This is a genomic window from Actinoallomurus sp. NPDC052308 (genome assembly GCF_040679195.1).
GTDB lineage: Bacteria > Actinomycetota > Actinomycetes > Streptosporangiales > Streptosporangiaceae > Actinoallomurus > Actinoallomurus liliacearum.
In genome coordinates, this window is sequence record NZ_JBFAUM010000005.1 from 129,785 (window position 1) to 146,478 (window position 16,694).

General features: G+C 73.8%; 13 protein-coding genes. 7 read left to right on the forward strand and 6 right to left on the reverse strand.

Annotation, left to right across the window (positions count from 1 at the left end; translation table 11 throughout):
• The first annotated feature begins 35 nt into the window (after window positions 1-35).
• Window positions 36-356, forward strand: coding sequence for a hypothetical protein (locus AB0L00_RS17735; protein ID WP_364434857.1), 321 nt, complete (start codon window positions 36-38; stop codon window positions 354-356).
• 76 nt (window positions 357-432) lie between these two features.
• Window positions 433-1,323 (forward strand): alpha/beta hydrolase-fold protein, encoded by an 891-nt coding sequence (locus AB0L00_RS17740; protein WP_364434860.1) that lies wholly within the window; start codon window positions 433-435, stop codon window positions 1,321-1,323.
• Between the two features lie 43 nt (window positions 1,324-1,366).
• Here AB0L00_RS17740 and AB0L00_RS17745 read toward each other — a convergent pair whose 3' ends face one another.
• Entirely contained in the window at window positions 1,367-2,458 is a 1,092-nt protein-coding gene (locus AB0L00_RS17745; protein ID WP_364434863.1) for a glutamate--cysteine ligase, read from the reverse strand.
• A 310-nt stretch (window positions 2,459-2,768) separates the two neighbouring features.
• Here AB0L00_RS17745 and AB0L00_RS17750 point away from each other — a divergent pair, with 310 nt between their 5' ends.
• Window positions 2,769-5,840: a BTAD domain-containing putative transcriptional regulator gene (locus AB0L00_RS17750; protein WP_364434865.1), complete on the forward strand. Its 3,072-nt coding sequence runs from the start codon at window positions 2,769-2,771 to the stop codon at window positions 5,838-5,840.
• Window positions 5,841-5,878: 38 nt separating this feature from the next.
• A complete protein-coding gene (locus AB0L00_RS17755) occupies window positions 5,879-7,069 on the forward strand; it encodes an FAD-dependent monooxygenase (protein ID WP_364434867.1) in 1,191 nt (396 codons plus the stop codon).
• Window positions 7,070-7,286: 217 nt separating this feature from the next.
• Here the strand turns inward: AB0L00_RS17755 and AB0L00_RS17760 are convergent, their stop codons facing one another.
• The 3 genes from AB0L00_RS17760 to AB0L00_RS17770 all read right to left on the reverse strand — a co-directional run bounded on the left by AB0L00_RS17760 (window position 7,287) and on the right by AB0L00_RS17770 (window position 10,345).
• Window positions 7,287-8,138, reverse strand: a complete 852-nt coding sequence (locus AB0L00_RS17760) for an SDR family NAD(P)-dependent oxidoreductase (protein ID WP_364434869.1) — start codon at window positions 8,136-8,138, stop codon at window positions 7,287-7,289.
• Between the two features lie 363 nt (window positions 8,139-8,501).
• Window positions 8,502-9,185, reverse strand: coding sequence for a response regulator transcription factor (locus tag AB0L00_RS17765; protein WP_364434871.1), 684 nt, complete (start codon window positions 9,183-9,185; stop codon window positions 8,502-8,504).
• Window positions 9,182-10,345: a HAMP domain-containing sensor histidine kinase gene (locus tag AB0L00_RS17770; RefSeq protein WP_364434874.1), complete on the reverse strand. Its 1,164-nt coding sequence runs from the start codon at window positions 10,343-10,345 to the stop codon at window positions 9,182-9,184. The genes AB0L00_RS17765 and AB0L00_RS17770 overlap by 4 nt, the downstream gene beginning before the upstream one ends.
• 210 nt (window positions 10,346-10,555) lie before the next feature.
• On the opposite strand from AB0L00_RS17770, the gene AB0L00_RS17775 reads away from it, so the two are divergent.
• Genes AB0L00_RS17775 through AB0L00_RS17785 form a run of 3 tightly spaced genes read left to right on the forward strand, consistent with a single transcriptional unit; the run spans window position 10,556 to window position 13,733 of the window.
• Window positions 10,556-11,422, forward strand: a complete 867-nt coding sequence (locus AB0L00_RS17775) for an ATP-binding cassette domain-containing protein (RefSeq protein WP_364435424.1) — start codon at window positions 10,556-10,558, stop codon at window positions 11,420-11,422.
• Window positions 11,419-12,951 carry an ABC transporter permease subunit gene (locus tag AB0L00_RS17780; RefSeq protein ID WP_364434877.1) on the forward strand — a complete coding sequence of 511 codons (1,533 nt, stop codon included), beginning with the start codon at window positions 11,419-11,421 and terminating at the stop codon, window positions 12,949-12,951. The genes AB0L00_RS17775 and AB0L00_RS17780 overlap by 4 nt, the downstream gene beginning before the upstream one ends.
• Window positions 12,948-13,733: an ABC transporter permease gene (locus AB0L00_RS17785; RefSeq protein WP_364434880.1), complete on the forward strand. Its 786-nt coding sequence runs from the start codon at window positions 12,948-12,950 to the stop codon at window positions 13,731-13,733. The genes AB0L00_RS17780 and AB0L00_RS17785 overlap by 4 nt, the downstream gene beginning before the upstream one ends.
• Before the next feature lie 54 nt (window positions 13,734-13,787).
• On the opposite strand, the gene AB0L00_RS17790 is transcribed toward AB0L00_RS17785, so the two are convergent.
• Window positions 13,788-14,696 (reverse strand): hypothetical protein, encoded by a 909-nt coding sequence (locus tag AB0L00_RS17790; protein ID WP_364434883.1) that lies wholly within the window; start codon window positions 14,694-14,696, stop codon window positions 13,788-13,790.
• Window positions 14,697-14,764: 68 nt separating this feature from the next.
• Complete coding sequence (locus tag AB0L00_RS17795) at window positions 14,765-16,690, reverse strand: serine hydrolase domain-containing protein (protein WP_364434886.1); 1,926 nt, start codon at window positions 16,688-16,690, stop codon at window positions 14,765-14,767.
• Window positions 16,691-16,694: the final 4 nt, after the last annotated feature.

The following is a 16,694-nucleotide window of genomic DNA, read 5'->3' on the forward strand; positions in this document are numbered from 1 at the left end:
GGTGCAGGTAAAGACCCAGAAGGAGGCGAGTGATCGTGAGCGACACCGGCAAAGACCGCCCGCCGGAGCCCGACCGCGGCGTGGGCGCGCACTCCGGCCATGAGAGTCAGCCGCAGGAGCGCGTGGTCCCCGGCACGATGAGCGCGGGGGAGGGGTACGACACCGAGGCCGAGGGCACCCGGCAGGGCGATCCGCTGTCCGGCGTCGAGACCCGGCCCGGCACGGCCTCCCGCGAGGCGGGCCTGACCGGCGACCGCGGCTCGGACACGGGCTCCGGCGGCACCCGCGATGCGGGCCCGGCCGACGAACACGCACCGGACACCAACCCCGACGGCACCCCGCGCCCCCGGGACTGAGGGGCCGCCCTCCGGGTGAACCCCGGGCCGCCGGCGAACGTCTCTTCTGCTGAAGCGACGGCGAGAGGCGGTTCGCATGGTGTCCAGACGTGCCTTCCTGTTCGGCGGCGCCGGGCTCGGCGCGGTGGCCGTCACGGGAGGGGTCGGCGCGATCCTCGTCGAGGAGGACGTGCTGCCGGGGAAGGTGTCCTTCGACCGGGCCATCGGGCGCTGCGGGTCCCTGCCGGCCTCGCCGCGCACACCGGGCATCGTCCAGCCGCAGACCTTCCGTTCCCGCCGGCGCGGGACCGACGTCACGGCCGTCGTCGTGCTCCCCGCCGGCGTCCGGTCGCTGTGGCGCCTGCCGGTCGTGGTCGCCCTGCACGGCAACGGCGGCTCCGCGGCGTCGGCCGCGAACGGCCTCCGGCTCGACCGGTACCTGACCGACGTCGTGCGCACCCGCGCGGTCGCGCCGTTCGCGCTCGTCACGGTGGACGGCGGCCCCGACACGTACTGGCACCGGAGGAAGAGCGGCGATGACCCGCTCGGCATGATCACCGAGGAACTGCTGCCCCGGCTGGGCCGTCAGGGCGCCTCGACGGACCGGTTCGGGGTGATCGGCTGGTCGATGGGCGGCTACGGCGCGCTCCTGCTGGCCGAGACGGTCGGCGCCCCCCGTATGGCCGCCGCCGTCGCCTCCTCACCGGCGATCTTCCCCTCCTACGACAACGCCCGCCGGACGAACCACCGGGCCTTCGACGACGCCGCCGACTTCGCGCGGGGTGACGTGTTCGCCGGGCTCGGCCGGCTGACGGGAGTGCCGACGCGAGTGGACTGCGGCATCAGCGACCCGTTCGCGCCGATGGTGCGCCGGTTCCGGAAGCGGCTGCGCCCCGAAGGGGGGATGAGCGGCGGGTGCCACGACGGCGCGTTCTGGCTGCGGCACCTGCCGGATCAGCTCGCCTTCCTCGGTGATCACCTCCGTTGAGAGACGTTCTCAGGACTCCGGCGTTCTCAGGACTCGAGCGTTGTCAGGACTCCAACGTCCGGGTGACGGCGTAGGCGACCACCTCGGACAGGTCGCCGGTCCGCTGGTGGACGTCCCACTGCTGCTCGGCGCCGTTGCCCCGTTTGAGCACGCCGAGCAGGAGACCTTCGACGGTGATGAGGTCACCGGTCTCCGCCAGGACCGGCGCGGTGTGCTCGACCAGCGCCCGTACGACGGACTCGGCCGGTGCCGGACGGCCGGTGAGCGGGTGCACCAGGTCGTGCCGGAGACCGGACCGGGCCGCCCGCCAGGTGGCGAGTTTCAGCTGGGACGTGCGCACCGGCGGCGCCGGCTCACCGGCCTGCCAGGCCCGCGCGGCCGTCTCCACCAGCGCGCCGACCAGGGCGGCCACCAGCAGGGTGTCGTCCATCAGGAGGCAGACGTCGGCGACCCGGATCTCGACCGTCGGGTAGCGGCGGGACAGCCGGGCGTCGAAGTAGACCATCCCCTCGTCGAGGATCGCGCCGGTGTCCAGCATCTCCTCGACGGCCGCCCGGTAGTGCGCCGCCGTGCCGAACAGCTCGGTCGGGCCGGACGACGGCCAGCGCCCCATGACCTGCCGGCGGTAGCTGGCGTACCCGCTGTCCGTGCCCTGCCAGAACGGGGAGTTCGCGCTCAGCGCCAGCAGGGCCGGGAGCCAGGGACGGATCCGGTCGAGCACGGCGACGCCCTCATCGGCGGACTCCACCGCGACGTGGACGTGGCACCCGCAGATCAGGTGCTCGGCGGCGGTGAGGGCGTACTCCCCGGCCATCCGCACGTAGCGCTCCTCGGGCGTGACCGTCGGCCGTACCGGCAGCGGCGAGGTTCCGAGCGCGGCGATCGCCACCCCCTGATTACGGGCGGCCGCGGCCGCGACGTGGCGTTGGTCGCGGATCTGGTCGGCGAGTTCGGTCATGGACGAGCACGGGCGGGTGCCCGTCTCGAGCTGTTCGCTCTGCAGCTCGTGCTGCAGCAGTCCCTCACCGCCGTGCGACCCGCGCCGGAGTACGGCGTCGGCGGCGGCACGGGGCCTCCCACTGTTCGGGTCGACGAGGATGAATTCCTCTTCCACCCCCACGGTTCGCGTATCCACTATGACCTACTGTGCTGTTTTCTGGCGGCAGAAAAGTAAAGCCATGGCATCTCCGTTTCTCCGGGTGCCAAAAAAGACATCCCCGTGATCATCGACCGGCCCCCTCCCCATGACGTCAGCGTAAATCGCGACAACGCTCCGCTAACCGGGTATCGACGGATTGGTGAGTTTGTCGGGGGATTCGGCCATTCATCGGTGATGCGAGGGCATGACCATTGAGGACCATGAGGCCTGAGGGGCGCCACCCCGCGAACGCCGTTCACGATCGCGGGGTACCCGGCACTCCTGGCCGACCGGGACAATCGACGGCATGCGGTTCGGCATCCTGGGTCCCTTGGAGGTACGGTCCGCCGACGGTGCGGCGATCCCCGTCGGCGGGCCCCGCCCGCGCGCGCTGTTGGTGCTGCTCCTCCTGCACGCGGGCCGGGTGGTCGGCATGGACCGGCTGGTCGACGGCCAGTACGGCGACGAGCCCCCGGCCGGCGCCGTCAACGCGGTCCAGGCGCAGGTGTCCCGGCTGCGGCGTCACCTGCCGCCGGGGACGCTGGAGTTCGACGGGACCGGCTACCGGCTGACGATCGACCCCGACGACGTGGACGCGCACCGTTTCGAGCGGCTGGCCCGCGACGGACGCGGACTCCTGAACGCGGGCGCGTTCGCGGACGCCGCCGCGGTCCTCCGCCGCGCGCTCGATCTGTGGCGCGGCCCGGCCCTGGCCGACCTGCCCCACGCGGACGCCGACCGGGCCCGGCTGGAGGAGTTGCGGCTCGCCACGGCGGAGGACCTCATCGAGGCCCAGCTCGCGCTGCCCGACCGCGCACCGGTCGCCGAGCTGCGGCGGCTGGTCGCCGAGCATCCCCTGCGGGAACGGCTCCGCGGGCAGCTGATGCGCGCCCTGCACGCGGCGGGGCGGCCCGCCGAGGCCCTGGCGGTCTTCGAGGAGACCCGGCACCTGCTCGCCGAACAGCTCGGCGTCGACCCCTCCCCGGAGCTGTCGGCGATCCAGCTCGCCGTCCTGCGCGCGCAGCAGCCGGACCCGGTGCCGCGCCGGCGGCCGACGGCCCAGCTCACGAGCTTCGTCGGCCGCGACCGCGAGCTCACGCGGCTCGGCGCGCTGCGCGGCGCACGGCTGATCACCATCATCGGACCCGGCGGCGCCGGCAAGACCCGGCTGGCGATCGAGGCGACGGCCCGCGACGGGGCCGAGGTCGTCTTCGCGGACCTTTCGCCGGTGGAGGACGACGATCAGGTGCCGCACGCGGTCCTCGGCGCGCTCGGCCTGCGCGAGACGGGCCTGCAGTCGCTGGAGGCACCGGACCCGGTCGGGCGCCTGGTCGCGGCGATCGGGGACCGGGAGCTGCTGCTGGTGCTCGACAACTGCGAGCAGGCCGTCACCGGCGCCGCCGCGCTGGCTCGCCGGTCGCTGGGCGAGTGCCCGCGCCTGAGGGTCCTGGCGACGAGCCGGGAGCCCCTCGGGATCACCGGTGAGACGCTCGTGCCGCTCGGGCCCCTGGACGTCCCGCCGGCCGAGGCCGCGCCCGCCGACGTGCCGGACTACCCGGCCGTCCGGCTGTTCGCCGACCGGGCGGCGGCCGTCCGGCCCGGCTTCGCGGTCGGGCCGGACAACGCGGAGGCGGTCGCGCGGATCTGCGCGGCGCTCGACGGGCTGCCGCTCGCCGTCGAGCTCGCGGCGGCCCGGTTGCGTACGTTCCCCGTCGACGAGATCGCCCGCCGCCTCACCGAGGACGACCGGTTCCGGCTGCTGTCGCGCGGCGACCGCACCGCGGCGGCCCGGCACCAGACGCTGCGCGCCGTGGTCGAGTGGAGCTGGGACCTGCTCACGCCGGACGAGCGGGCGGTGGCCCGGCGCTTCTCCGTCTTCTCGGGCGGCGCGTCACCGGACGCCGTCGAGGCGGTATGCGGCGACGACGCCGGGGACACCCTGGCCGACCTGGTGGACAAGTCGTTCGTCGAGCCGGACGGCGTCCGCTACCGGATGTTCGAGACGATCGGCCTGTTCTGCGCCGAGCGCCTGGCCGAGACCGACGAACGGCAGCGGACCCGGGCCGCCCACGCCCGTCACTTCCTGGGCCTGGCCGAGCGGGCCGACCCTCACCTGCGCCGCGCCGAGCAGCTCGACTGGCTGGCCCGGCTCTCCGCCGACCACGAGAACCTGATGGCCGCCCTGCGCTGGTCCGTACGCCACGATCGGGAGACGGCCCTCCGGCTGGTCGCCGCCCTCGGGGCGTACGGCTGGCTGAGCGGACGGCGGGGCGAGACGCGCAAGCTGGCCGCCGAGCTTCTCGAGACGCCGGTCGAGGGATTCGAGGAGGAGTACGTCGCCTGCGTCGTGCAGGCCGTGCCGCGGATCGACCCGGAGCACTGGAAACGGGCCGAGTCGATCGTCCGGTCCTGGGACCGGCCGCTGCGGTATCCGTTCACCGCGATCATGTGGGGGATGACCGCCGGCCCGCCCGGACCGTCCGGCGCGAACGAGCGCGTGCTCGGCGGCGACCCCTGGAACCAGGCGCTGGGCGGGTTCAGCCTCGCCCTGATCACGGTGCTCGGCGGCGACCCGGCCGAGGGCGAACGCGGGCTCGAGGACGCGCTGGGCCGCTTCCGCTCGCTCGGCGAACGGTGGGGGACCGCGCAGGCGCTGGACTGGCTGGCCGTGATCGCGGCCCGCCGCGGCGAGTGGGCCCGCGCCCGCGACCTCTGGCAGGAGGCGATCGCGCTGTTCGACGAGCTGGGCGCCGACGAGGAGGTCGTCGACGTGCTCGTCCACCGCGCCGAGGGGCTCACCCGGGAGGGCGACCTGCCCGCCGCCATCACCGACCTCGATCGCGCGGAGGAGCTGTCCCGCCGGGCCGGCCGGGCGGACGCGCCCGCGGCGGTGCACCTCGGCCGGGCGGAGATCGCGCGGTTCCGCGGCGAGCTCACCGAGGCCCGCAGCCACCTCGACGAGGCCCTTCGCGTGGCCGGGAGCGCCGGCTTCGGCATCGAGGCGACCCAGCCGTGGGCGTACACCGCGCTGGGCCGGCTCGCCGAGGCCGAGGGCGACGAGGACGCGGCGCGGACCTGGCACCGGCGCGCCGCCGCGGCCGCGCGCGAGTCTCCGATCGCCGTCGACCTCGCCGACGCCGTGACCGGCCTGGCCGGCCTCTCCGTACGGGACGGCGCGGGCGAACACGCCGCGGTCCTGCTCGGCGCGGCCGTCGCGCTGCGCGGAACGACCGTCGCCCGCGACCGGGACGCCGACCTGGCCGCCGCCCACGCCCGCGACCTCATCGGCGCGGACGCGTTCGCGGCGGCGTTCGCGCGCGGCGCCGCGATGTCCCGCGCGGAGGCGCTGACAGTCGTGGACGAGACTGTCAGCGGATAGCGGACGGGCTGTCAACGGGCCCCGCGAGAGTCGGGGACATGAAGAACACGACAGTCCTCATCTCCGGCGCGAGCATCGCCGGCCCCGCCCTCGCCTACTGGCTGGAGCGCTACGGCTGCACCGTCACGATCGTCGAGAAGGCGCCCGCGCTGCGCCCCGGCGGACAGGCCGTCGACTTCAAGGGCGAGACCCACATGAAGGTCCTGGCGCGCATGGGCATCCTCGACGAGGTGCGCCGCCGCCAGACCGGCGGGCACGACACCACCTTCATCGACGCGGACGGCCGGCCGCAGGCGGTCATGCCCGGCGAGTTCACCGGCGGTGAGATCGAGATCGGCCGCGGCGACGTGGCCGCCCTCCTGTACGAGCGGACCGCGGCGCGGTGCGAGTACGTCTTCGGCGACTCGATCACCTCGCTGACCGAGACGGCCTCCGGCGTCCACGTCACCTTCGAGCGCGGCGCGCCCCGCACCTTCGACCTGGTGGTCGGCGCGGACGGCATCCACTCCAACGTCCGCCGCCTGGCCTTCGGCCCCGAGGAGGACTACGTGCGCTTCCTCGGCCACTACTACGCGCTCGCCGACGCCAGCGCGCCGGGCGCCCCGGCGCAGAGCGTGATGTACAACGAGCCGGGCCGCATGGTGTCGCTGTGGGGGAACAAGGCGCGGGCGTTCTTCGTCTTCGCCTCCGAGCAGTTGCAGTACGACCGCTGGGACACCGACCAGCAGAAACGGCTCCTCGCCCGCGCCTACGAGGGCGCGCGGTGGAGGGTGCCCGAGATCATCGCCGCGGCGTCCGGCGCCCCGGAGTTCTACCTCGACTCGATCAGCAGGGTCGAGATCGACCACTACGCCAAGGGACGGGTCGTGCTGCTCGGCGACGCCGCGTACGGCAACACCCTCGGCGGCTTCGGCACCGGCCTGGCCATCGTCGGCGCGTACGTCCTGGCCGGGGAGCTGGCGGCGGCCGGCGGCGACCACCGGGTGGGGTTCCGCCGGTACGAGGAGGAGTTCCGCGGCTACGCCAAGATCTCGCGCAAGGGGAACGCCGGGCCGTTCCTCGCCCCGCCGACCCAGGGCCGGATCAGGATGCGCAACCAGATGTTCAAGCGCAGCCTCCTGCTCAAGTCGATGCTGTGGATGACCGACAGGTTCGCCACCAACATCGACCTCAAGGACTACCCGGCGCCCGCCGGCCGGCCGCACGGCCCGGCGCCCGCGCGCGGCTGACCACCTGGCTCGCCTACCCAAGGCCGGGCCCCTCGGAACGCCCGGCCATGACCACCCATGAGCGCAAGATAATCACCGTCAACACCGTGACGGTCGGCCCGACCGAGACCGACGGATGCTTCCTCGGCCCCCGCATCTGACCGGGTGCACCCGCGATGACCCCGGGTCGCACGTGTCGAGGGCCCCGGCGCGCCGGGGCCCTTCCCGGGGGTCGGGGTCACCGACCTTCGTGGTCGAGGTCGCCGTGCGCCTCGGCCGAAAGGTCCTGTCCGTCGGCCCACGTCTTGAGCCGGTCGGCGTAGGCTCGCTGGATCATCGGGTAGAACCCCTGCCCGAACAGCACCCGCAGGGGCGGGTCGTCGGAGTCGGCGATCTTGAGGAGCGTCCGGGCCGCGGCGGCCGGGTCGCCGGCGGGCTGCCTGCCCGCCACCGCGGCGAGGCGTCGGCGGAGACCGTCGTAGGCCGGGTTGAGCTCGGCCATGTGACCGTTGGCGAGGGGGTCGGGGTTCTTGCCGGACCGGGTGGCGAACCCGCCGGGCTCGATCACGGTCACCTTGATGCCGAAGTCGGCGACCTCGCCGGCGAGGGCTTCGTTCAGGCCCTCCAGCGCCCACTTGGAGGCGTGGTACGCGCCGCCGAGCGGCATCGCGATGAGGCCGGCGGCCGAAGACAACTGAATGATGTGCCCCGAGCCCTGCTCGCGCAGGTAGGGCAGCGCGGCCTGCACGACCCACACCGCACCGAACAGGTTGGTCTCCAACTGGTCGCGCAGCTCCTGCTCGGTCAGCTCCTCGATCGCGCCGATCTGGGCGTAGCCGGCGTTGTTGACGATGACGTCGAGCCGGCCGAAGTGCTCCATGGCCCGCTTCACGCCCGCGAAGGCGGCGGCCCTGTCGGTCACGTCCAGCTCGAGCGGGAGCACCGCGTCGCCGTAGGCGGCGACCAGCTCATCGAGGCTTCCGGTGTTCCGGGCGGCCGCGGCCACCTTGTCACCGCGGGACAGGGCGGCCTCGACGAAGTTGCGGCCCAAGCCGCGCGACGAACCGGTGACGAACCAGACCTTGCTCATGGCGACGTTCCGTTCTTCCTGCGTTGGCGGCGTTCCAGGGCGGTCCCTGGGCGTCGCTGTCGGCTGTTACGCCCGTGAGACACCTACCGCGGCGAGGCTGTGACAGCCGCAGGACGTGACCTGCGTCTCCTCGGCCCCTTCGCGCTCCGCCGAGGGAGAGGCGGCGCTGGCCGGTGGTCACCGGGTCAGTGCCGCGACGCCTCCTGCGCGCGTCGAACTACTACCGCAACGCCGAGTTCTTCCTGCACGGCGACCACGCCGACCCGCGGATCCGGCACGCGTACGACGCGTCGGTGTCCTGCCTCCGGCAGGCCGCGGCGCCGTTCAGCCAGCCGGGACCTTCGATCGCGTTGGCGGTTCCGCTCAGCCGGACCGGGCGTCCGGGGCCGCCCCGACGACGCGGTAGCCCACGCCCGGGGTGGTGGCGATGGCGGGCGGGCCGCCCAGCTTCCGGCGCAGCCGGCCGATGGTCACCGTGACCGTGTTGGTGAACGGGTCGGCGTGCTCGTCCCACACCTGTTCGAGCAGGTCCTCGGCGCTGAGGAACGCGGGCGCCGCGCGCAGGAGCGCCTCGAGGACCCCGAACTCCTTGACGGACAGGTCGAGGTGGCGGCCGTCTCGGGTGACGGTGCGCCGCATCGGGTCCAGCTCGATCCCCGCGGCGCGCAGCGTACGGGCCCGCGCGGCGGGCCGGCGGCGCGCGAGGGCCCGGACCCGCAGGACGAGTTCGGGAAAGTGGAACGGCTTGGCGAGGTAGTCGTCGGCCCCCAGGCTCAGCCCGCTGACGCGGTCGCCGGGCGCCCCGGCCGCGGTCAGCATCAGGACCATGGGACGGTCGTCGTCCTCGGTGATCATCTGGCAGATCGTGTCGCCGTGGATGCCGGGCAGGTCACGGTCGAGGACGACGACGTCGTAGGCGTTGCGGTCGAGCTTGGCGGCGGCCTCCAGCCCGTCGTGGGCGGCGTCCACGGCCATGCCCTGGTCGCGCAGCCCCTCGACCAGGACCTCGGCGAGGGACCGGGCGTCCTCGACCACCAGGACCCTCATGCCGGGACCGCGATGGCGAGCGGCAGCGAGACGGCGACGCGCAGGCCGCCGTCCGGGCGGGCGCGCAGGTCCAACGCGCCACCGTGCGCGGTCGCGACGGCCGCGACGATCGACAGGCCGAGCCCGGTGCCGTCGCCCGTACCCGTCCGGTCGGCGCCGAGCCGGCGGAACGGCCGGGCCAGCCCCGCGACCTGCCGCGGGTCGAGGATCTCACCGCCGGTCTCGACGACCAGGTGCCCCGTTCCGCCGTCGTCCGCGGTGGCGACGCGGATCCAGCCTCGATCGTGGTTGTGGCGGATCGCGTTGTCGATGATGTTCTCGACCATGCGGCCCAGCAGCGCCCTGCTGCCCCGTACGGGCAGGTCGCCGCCGAGGGCCTCGTGGACGGTCAGGCCCCTGGCGGCGATGTCGGGGGCCCGGGCGGCCACCGATTCGGACACCAGACCGGCGAGCGACACCGTCGTACGGTCGGGGAGTTCGCCGTGCTGCGCCCGGGCGAGCGCGAGGAGTCCCTCCAGGAGCCGGTCGATCTCGTCGAGTTCGGTCCGCAGCCGGTCGGCGAGGACGACGGTCCGCGGCGGCGCGGGCTCCGGCTTGGCCATCGCCACGTCGAGCGCGGCCCGCATCGTCGTCAGCGGGGTGCGCAGCTCGTGGGACGCGTCCGCGACGAACCGCCGCTGGGCCGCGAAGGAGTCCTCCAGGCGTTCCAGCAGCTCGTCGATGGTGTCGGCGAGATCCTTGACCTCGTCGGCGGGGCCGGGGACGGCCAGCCGCTCGTGCAGGTTGTCGGCGGTGATCCGCCGGGTCGCCGCGGTGATGGTCCGCAGCGGGCGCAGCACGTGACCTGCGATGACACGCCCCAGCACGATCGACACGACCGCCATGACGGCCAGCGCGACGGCCGCCCCCGCCAGCAGTTGCCGGGTGTGGGCCGCCTGCTGCTCGGTCAGTTGCCGCTGCAGCCAGGCGATCTGCGCCTGGGCCTGGGTCAGCGCGCTTCCGGGAGGAGCCGGCTCCGGACCGGGCGCCACCGTGGAGACCCGCGTCGGGCTCAGGGCCACGCCCCCGGCGATCGCCAACAGCACCGCTCCGGACAGGAAGAAGACGACGCCGTACAGGGCGGTGAACCGCGCCCGTACGGTGCGGATCCGCATCCTCATGGTGTCCTCCCCGACATCCGTTCCCGCACCGGGAACAGCATGCCGGGCCGGGCCTAACAGCGGAATAACAGCGCCCGTTCGGCCCCCGTTACGGCGTCCGGTCCAGGGTCTGTCCCGACCGAGGGAAAGGACGGGACGGTGCGTGGGGAAGCGACCATCGAAGTGAACGGGCTGCGTAAACGGTTCGGGCCGACTCTGGCGCTGGACGGGATGTCGTTCACGGTACGGCCGGGGCGGGTCACCGGTTTCGTCGGGCCCAACGGCGCGGGGAAGTCGACCACCATGCGGGTGGTCCTGGGCCTGGACGCGGCGGACGAGGGCACGGCGCTGATCGGCGGCCGGCCGTACCGGAGCCTGCGCGAGCCCCTTCGCCACGTCGGGGCGCTGCTGGACGCCGCCGCGCTGCAACCGAGCCGGTCCGCCCGCGGGCACCTGCTGTGGCTGGCCCGCTCCCAGGGCCTGGGCGCCCGGCGGGTCGACGAGGTGATCGGGCAGGTGGGCCTGCGGTCAGCGGCTCGGCGGAAGGCGGGCGGCTTCTCGCTCGGCATGCGGCAGCGGCTCGGGATCGCCGCCGCGTTGCTCGGCGATCCGCCGGTGCTCATGCTCGACGAGCCGGTCAACGGCCTCGACCCCGAGGGGATCGTCTGGATCCGCGGCTTCCTGCGGTCGCTGGCCGCCGAGGGCCGCGCGGTGCTGGTGTCCAGCCACCTGATGAGCGAGTTGCAGGGGACCGCCGACCACCTCATCGTGGTGGGGCGAGGACGGGTCATCGCGGACACCGGTGTCGCGGAACTGATCGCCGCCGCCTCGCGCGGTCGCGTCACCGTGCGCACCCCGGTGCCGGAGCGGGCGACGCGGGCCCTGACGCACGCGGGTGCCGCCGTGACCGTCACCGAGCGCGACTCGCTCACGGCCTCCGGGCTGCCGGGCGAGCGGATCGTGGCGGTCCTCACCGCGAACTCGGTGCCGTTCTCCGAGGTCGTGACCCAGCGCGCGACGCTCGAAGAGGCGTACATGGAGCTGACCCGCGACGCGGTCGAGTTCCAGGCCGTCGCGGGCCGGGAGGCGGTCCGATGACCTTCGCGCGGAGCTTCGCGCGGCTCTCGTACGCGGAGTGGACCAAGTTCCGCACGGTCCGGGGCTGGGTGCTCGGCATAGCGGTCGCGGCGCTGGTCACCGTGGGCCTCGGGCTCTTCTCCGCGTCCGGCAGCCACTCCTCCTGCGGCGGACCGGACGACGTCTGCCCCGCCGTGCCGATCGGCCCGGACGGCGAGGCGGTCGACGACAAGTTCTACTTCGTTCACCGGGCGCTGGACGGAGACGGCTCCATCACCGTCCGCGTGAGCTCCATGACCGGTCAGGTCCGGCTGCCGGACGCCACCCCCGGCGTCCGGCGGGTCGCCTCCAAGGTCGAGCCGTGGGCGAAGGCCGGCGTGATGATCAAGGACGGCACCCGGCAGGGCGCGGCCTACGCGGCGCTGATGGTCACCGGCGGGCACGGGGTGCGGATGCAGCACGACTTCACCCACGACACGGCCGGCAGCCGGAGCGGTGTCTCGAAGGCGGCCCCGCGCTGGCTGCGGCTCACCCGCGCGGGCGACGAACTGACCGGCTATGAGTCGGCCGACGGCACGCGCTGGGTGAAGGTCGGCACGGCGCGTCTGGCCGGGCTGCCGTCCACCGTGCGCGTCGGGCTGTTCGCCGCCTCGCCCGGCGACCTGACGGTGACCCAGGCCGATCTGGGCGGGGCCGTCGCGGCGTCGCGCTTCGCCCAGGCCACCGCGATCTTCGACCACGTCGGCCTCCAGGGCGGAACGTCCGACGGCTCGTGGCGCCACGACGACATCGGGGCGGCGAAGGAACCCGACGGAGCGATCCACCATCCGGGCGGAGCCGTCCAGGCCGGTGGCACCTTCACCGTGACCGGCGTCGGCGACATCGCACCCCGCACCGACGGCCAGACCGTCGAGAAGACCCTCTCCGGGCTGCTCGCCGGACTGATCGTCGTGATCGTGGTCGCGGTGGTGTTCGTCACCGCGGAGTACCGGCGAGGGCTGATCCGTACCACTCTGCTCGCCGGTCCCCGGCGTGGCCGCACGCTGACGGCGAAGGCCGTCGTGATCGCCGCGGTGACGTTCGTGGCCGGGCTGGCCGCCGCCGGCGTCACGGTCCCGCTCGGCACGCACATCCTGCGCGCCAACGGCAACTACATCCTGCCGGTCGGCTCGCTCACCGAACTGCGCGTCGTGGCGGGCACCGCCGCACTGCTCGCCGTCGCCGCCGTCCTCGCCCTCGCGCTCGGTACCGTGTTCCGGCGCAGCGCCGTGGCGATCACCGGTGCGATCGCGCTGGTCATCCTGCCCCGCATCCTCGCGACCACCTCGGTCCTGCCCGTCGAGGCGTCGCGGTGGCTGCTCCGGGTGACCCCGGCCGCCGGGTTCGCGATCGAGCAGAGCATCCCGGCGTACCCACAGGTCACCGCGTTCTACTCACCGCAGGCCGGCTACTACCCCCTAGCGCCGTGGGCCGGCTTCGCCGTCTCCTGCGGATACGCCGCCCTCGCCCTCGGCCTCGCCGTCCTCGTACTGCGCCGGAGGGACGCGTGACCTTCGTAAAACGGGAGTTGCGCGCGGAGTGGACGAAACTGCGGACCCTGCCGAGCGCCGGCTGGCTGCTGGCCGCCGTCGTCGCGCTGACCGTCGCGGTGAGCGCCGCCGCGACCGCGACCGTGTCGTGCCCGTCGACAGGGTGCCGGTACGACGCGCCGAAGGTCGGACTGTCCGGGGTACAGGCGGGCCAGGCGATCGTCGTCATCCTGGCCGTACTCTCGGCCGGCGGGGAGTACGGCACCGGCATGATCCGCACCACGCTGACCGCGATGCCGCGCCGCACCGCCGTCCTGGCGGCCAAGGCGACGATGGTCACCGCCCTCACCTCGGCCGCGGGGACGGTCGCCGTCCTCGGATCCGTGCTCGCGGCACGGCTCATCCTGCCCGGCAACGGGTTCACCGCCGCACACGGGTACCCGCCCCTGTCCCTGGCCGACGGGCCGACGCTCCGGGCGGCGGCCGGCTCCGTCCTGTACCTCGTGCTGATCGCCCTGCTCGCCCTCGGCATCGCCACCGCCGTGCGCGACTCGGCGACGGCCATCGGTCTGGTGTTCGGCCTGCTGTACGTCCTGTCGGTGCTGCCGTATCTGATCACCGACCGGGACTGGAGCAGGTTCCTCTGGCGGATCTCGCCGATGAACGCGGGGCTCGCCGTGCAGTCGACCGTCCACCTGTCGAGCCTTCCCATCGGCCCATGGGCGGGTCTGGGCGTGCTCGCCGCCTGGGCCGGTGCCGGGCTCCTCACCGGCGGTCTGCTGTTCCGGCTGCGCGACGCGTGAGGTGGTGGCCACCGCCGACCGGCCATCGCGGCGAGGGCCCGGCTTCGGGGGCCCTCAGCCGCTCGACGGGTCCGCGCGGAAGACGACGGCGGCGATCGGCATGGCCGGGTTCTGCAGGCCGAGCAGCGACAGGGAGAAGCCGTGCTCGGGCACCCGGCCGCCGAGCACCTCCGGATCGACCTGTACACCTTTGGCCGCCAGGTCCGCGGTGACGTCGGCGTAGCGGCGGCCGAGGAGCTGTACGTCCTCGAACCAGGCGGTGCCCGACACGCCGATGAAGCTGATCACCAGCGTGGTGAGCCGGGAGTCCTCGTCGAAGGTGAGGATCAGGCCGTGGTCGAAGTACCAGTCCTGCGCCGTGCCGCCGTAGGGCGGGACGCTCTGCAGGGCGGGGCCGAGCAGGGCGCGGAGCTCCGGGCGCGACTGCCCGAGCCGTACCGTCTCGGTGCCCTGGCCGGAGACCAGCCGGTGCTTCGTGATGGGCGCGACGTCGGGTTCGTCGGACATATCGGGCTCGTCGCCGGGATCGCCGGCGAACACGCCCACCGAGCCGACCTCGTCGTCTCCGTTCCGGGTCAGGGCGAAGCCGGCCTCGGGCACCCGGTGCCCCTCGTCGTCGCCGACCACCTCGAGGCCATGGGCGGTCAGCTCCGCGACGACGTCGTCGTACGGGCGGCCGGTGAGCGCGATCCCGTCGAAGCCGACCGGTGCGCGGGAGCCCGGCTCGAGGAAGTACAGCCGGTCCCGATCGTCGTAGAAGGCGATGAGGTCGCCCGCGAGGTAGTGGTCGCAGATCCCGACGTCCCAGGCGGCCTTGCGGAAGGGCCGGACCTCGCCGAGGTCGTCGCCGAACCGCTCCGCGAAGTCGGCGGCGATCTCGGCGCGCCGCGCGCCGAACCGGACGTCCACCCCGAACCCGCTGAGGCCCGCGAAGGGCCTGATCTCCCATGCCGAAGCGTTCACCCGGTCAGTAGTAGCAGCGCCGTACGACTTTCGCCTGCCGGTCGGCGCTGGACCGCGCGGGGCGTCGGTCAGGCGAACGGCAGGGCGACGAGGTTGTACGTGAGCGCGACCTTCAGGAACGCCACCCCGGCCAGGGCGATCAGGGTGTACGAGAGCCGGCCGCTCCAGCCCCACCAGCCCTTCCACCAGGCCGCCACCGTGCCGACGAGGACACCGGTGGCCGGGACGAACGCCACCGCCAGGACGACCGGCAGGGCGGTCAGGGACGGCGAGCCCAGCATGATCTTCTCCTGGAGCGCGTTGGAGTCGGTCATCAGTGACGCGAACCCGGCCAGGAACGCCGTGCCGAGCGCGCCGGTGACCCAGGCGGCCAGCCAGGCGGCGCGAGAGGCGCGGGAGCGGGCGGGGCGGCGGCGCAGGCGCCGTACGAGCGCGGCCACCGGGACGCCGAGGAAGCAGAGCAGGAGCACCAGGGCGCCCGCACCGAACATCGGCAGGTAGAGCGCCGGGGAGTCGGCCCACTCCAGCTTCTCGTACGCCTCGGCGGGCGTCGCCGACGCGGACAGGATGCCCTTGCCGTCGAAGGCGATCAGGTCCTGGCCGCCCCGCTCCTGGAACAGTCCCGGCCCGACCTGCGTCCAGTGCTGGGTCTCCTTGGCCGGGTCCGGGGTCAGCCCGGTGGTGGTCAGGGTCCCGGCGCCGTCGGCCGCGACGGACACCGGCGAGACGAGGGTGGAGACCTTCGTCAGGGCGCTGTGGCTGGTGCGGACCGACCGGTACGTCCCGGCGTACCGGGAGACGTCGCCGGTCCGTACGGATCCGGGCGCGGCCGGGCTGCCGGGGAGGTACCGGTCGACGATACGGTCGATGAGGCTGACGCCGTCCCAGCCGGCGGCCGCGTCCGTGCCGTCGCCGTTGAAGGCGACGTAGATGCCGATCCCCTCGTCGGGGAGCAGCGCCATCTGGTCGTGGAAGCCCGGCACGTCGCCGTCCTTGAACAGGAGCCGCCGGCCGTCGCGCGGGCGCTCCTCGAACATGTAGCCCATGCCGGGGACGCGCGGATCCTGCCTGAAGTGCCGCTGCTGCATCCGCTGGGCGACGTCCTGGCCGAGCCGGGGGTCGTTCTTCAGCTGGGCGAGCATGAACCGGCCCATGTCGGCGGGGGTCGAGACCGCCCCGGCGCCGGTCGGCGACCACGAACCGTACTGGCCCTTCTGGACGGTGTAGCCGGAGCCGGTGGGCCGGTAGCCGCGCGCCAGGGTGGCGTCGACCGCGGCCGGGTGCGGCTCGGCGAACGTCGTGGCGGTCATGCCCAGTGGCCGCAGGACGTGCTCGTCGACGTACCGCGCGAAGGGCTCCCCGGACGCGACCTCGACGAGGTACCCGGCCAGGGCCGTTCCGTAGTTGTCGTAGGAGACGGCGGTGCCCGGCGGGCGTACCCGCGCCGGCTGCCCGTCTGCCAGGGCCCGGCCGAGGGGTGCGAGGCCGGTGGGGTTCGCCCTGGCCTTGCCGACGATGTCGTCGTCGAAGCCGGCGGTGTGGGTGAGGAGGTTCTCCAGGGTGACGGGCCGACCGGGGTAGGTGTCGCGGATCTTGAAGCTCTTGAGGTACCGGTTGACGTCGGTGTGCAGGTCGAGCCGCCCTTGGTCGACCAGTTGCAGCGCGGCGGTCGCGGTGAACAGCTTGGCCATCGACCCCATCAAGAAGCCGGTGCGCTCGGCGTCCACGGGGCTGCGGGTGGCGACGTCGGCGACGCCGTACCCCTTGGCGAACACCGGCCGCCCGCCCGCCACCACGACGACCGCGGCGCCGGGGATCCGGTCCTTGGCCAGTTGAGCGGGCACGATCGCGTCCACCACCGCGCCGACGTCGCGCAGCGTGGGCGAGTACCGCCGTGTCCGCCCGCCGGAGTGGCCCGTCGCCGCCCCCGCGGGGACCGCGGACCCGACGATCAGCGCGCCGGCGAACAGCATTGCGACGATCTTCTTGAACATTCTC

Coding starts and splice junctions, on each gene's coding strand:
- AB0L00_RS17740 (WP_364434860.1), top strand. CDS start 433: ATGGTGTCCAGACGTGCCTTCCTGTTCGGCGGCGCCGGGCTCGGCGCG.
- AB0L00_RS17750 (WP_364434865.1), top strand. CDS start 2,769: ATGCGGTTCGGCATCCTGGGTCCCTTGGAGGTACGGTCCGCCGACGGT.
- AB0L00_RS17755 (WP_364434867.1), top strand. CDS start 5,879: ATGAAGAACACGACAGTCCTCATCTCCGGCGCGAGCATCGCCGGCCCC.
- AB0L00_RS17760 (WP_364434869.1), bottom strand. CDS start 8,138: ATGAGCAAGGTCTGGTTCGTCACCGGTTCGTCGCGCGGCTTGGGCCGC.
- AB0L00_RS17765 (WP_364434871.1), bottom strand. CDS start 9,185: ATGAGGGTCCTGGTGGTCGAGGACGCCCGGTCCCTCGCCGAGGTCCTG.
- AB0L00_RS17770 (WP_364434874.1), bottom strand. CDS start 10,345: ATGAGGATGCGGATCCGCACCGTACGGGCGCGGTTCACCGCCCTGTAC.
- AB0L00_RS17775 (WP_364435424.1), top strand. CDS start 10,556: ATGTCGTTCACGGTACGGCCGGGGCGGGTCACCGGTTTCGTCGGGCCC.
- AB0L00_RS17780 (WP_364434877.1), top strand. CDS start 11,419: ATGACCTTCGCGCGGAGCTTCGCGCGGCTCTCGTACGCGGAGTGGACC.
- AB0L00_RS17795 (WP_364434886.1), bottom strand. CDS start 16,690: ATGTTCAAGAAGATCGTCGCAATGCTGTTCGCCGGCGCGCTGATCGTC.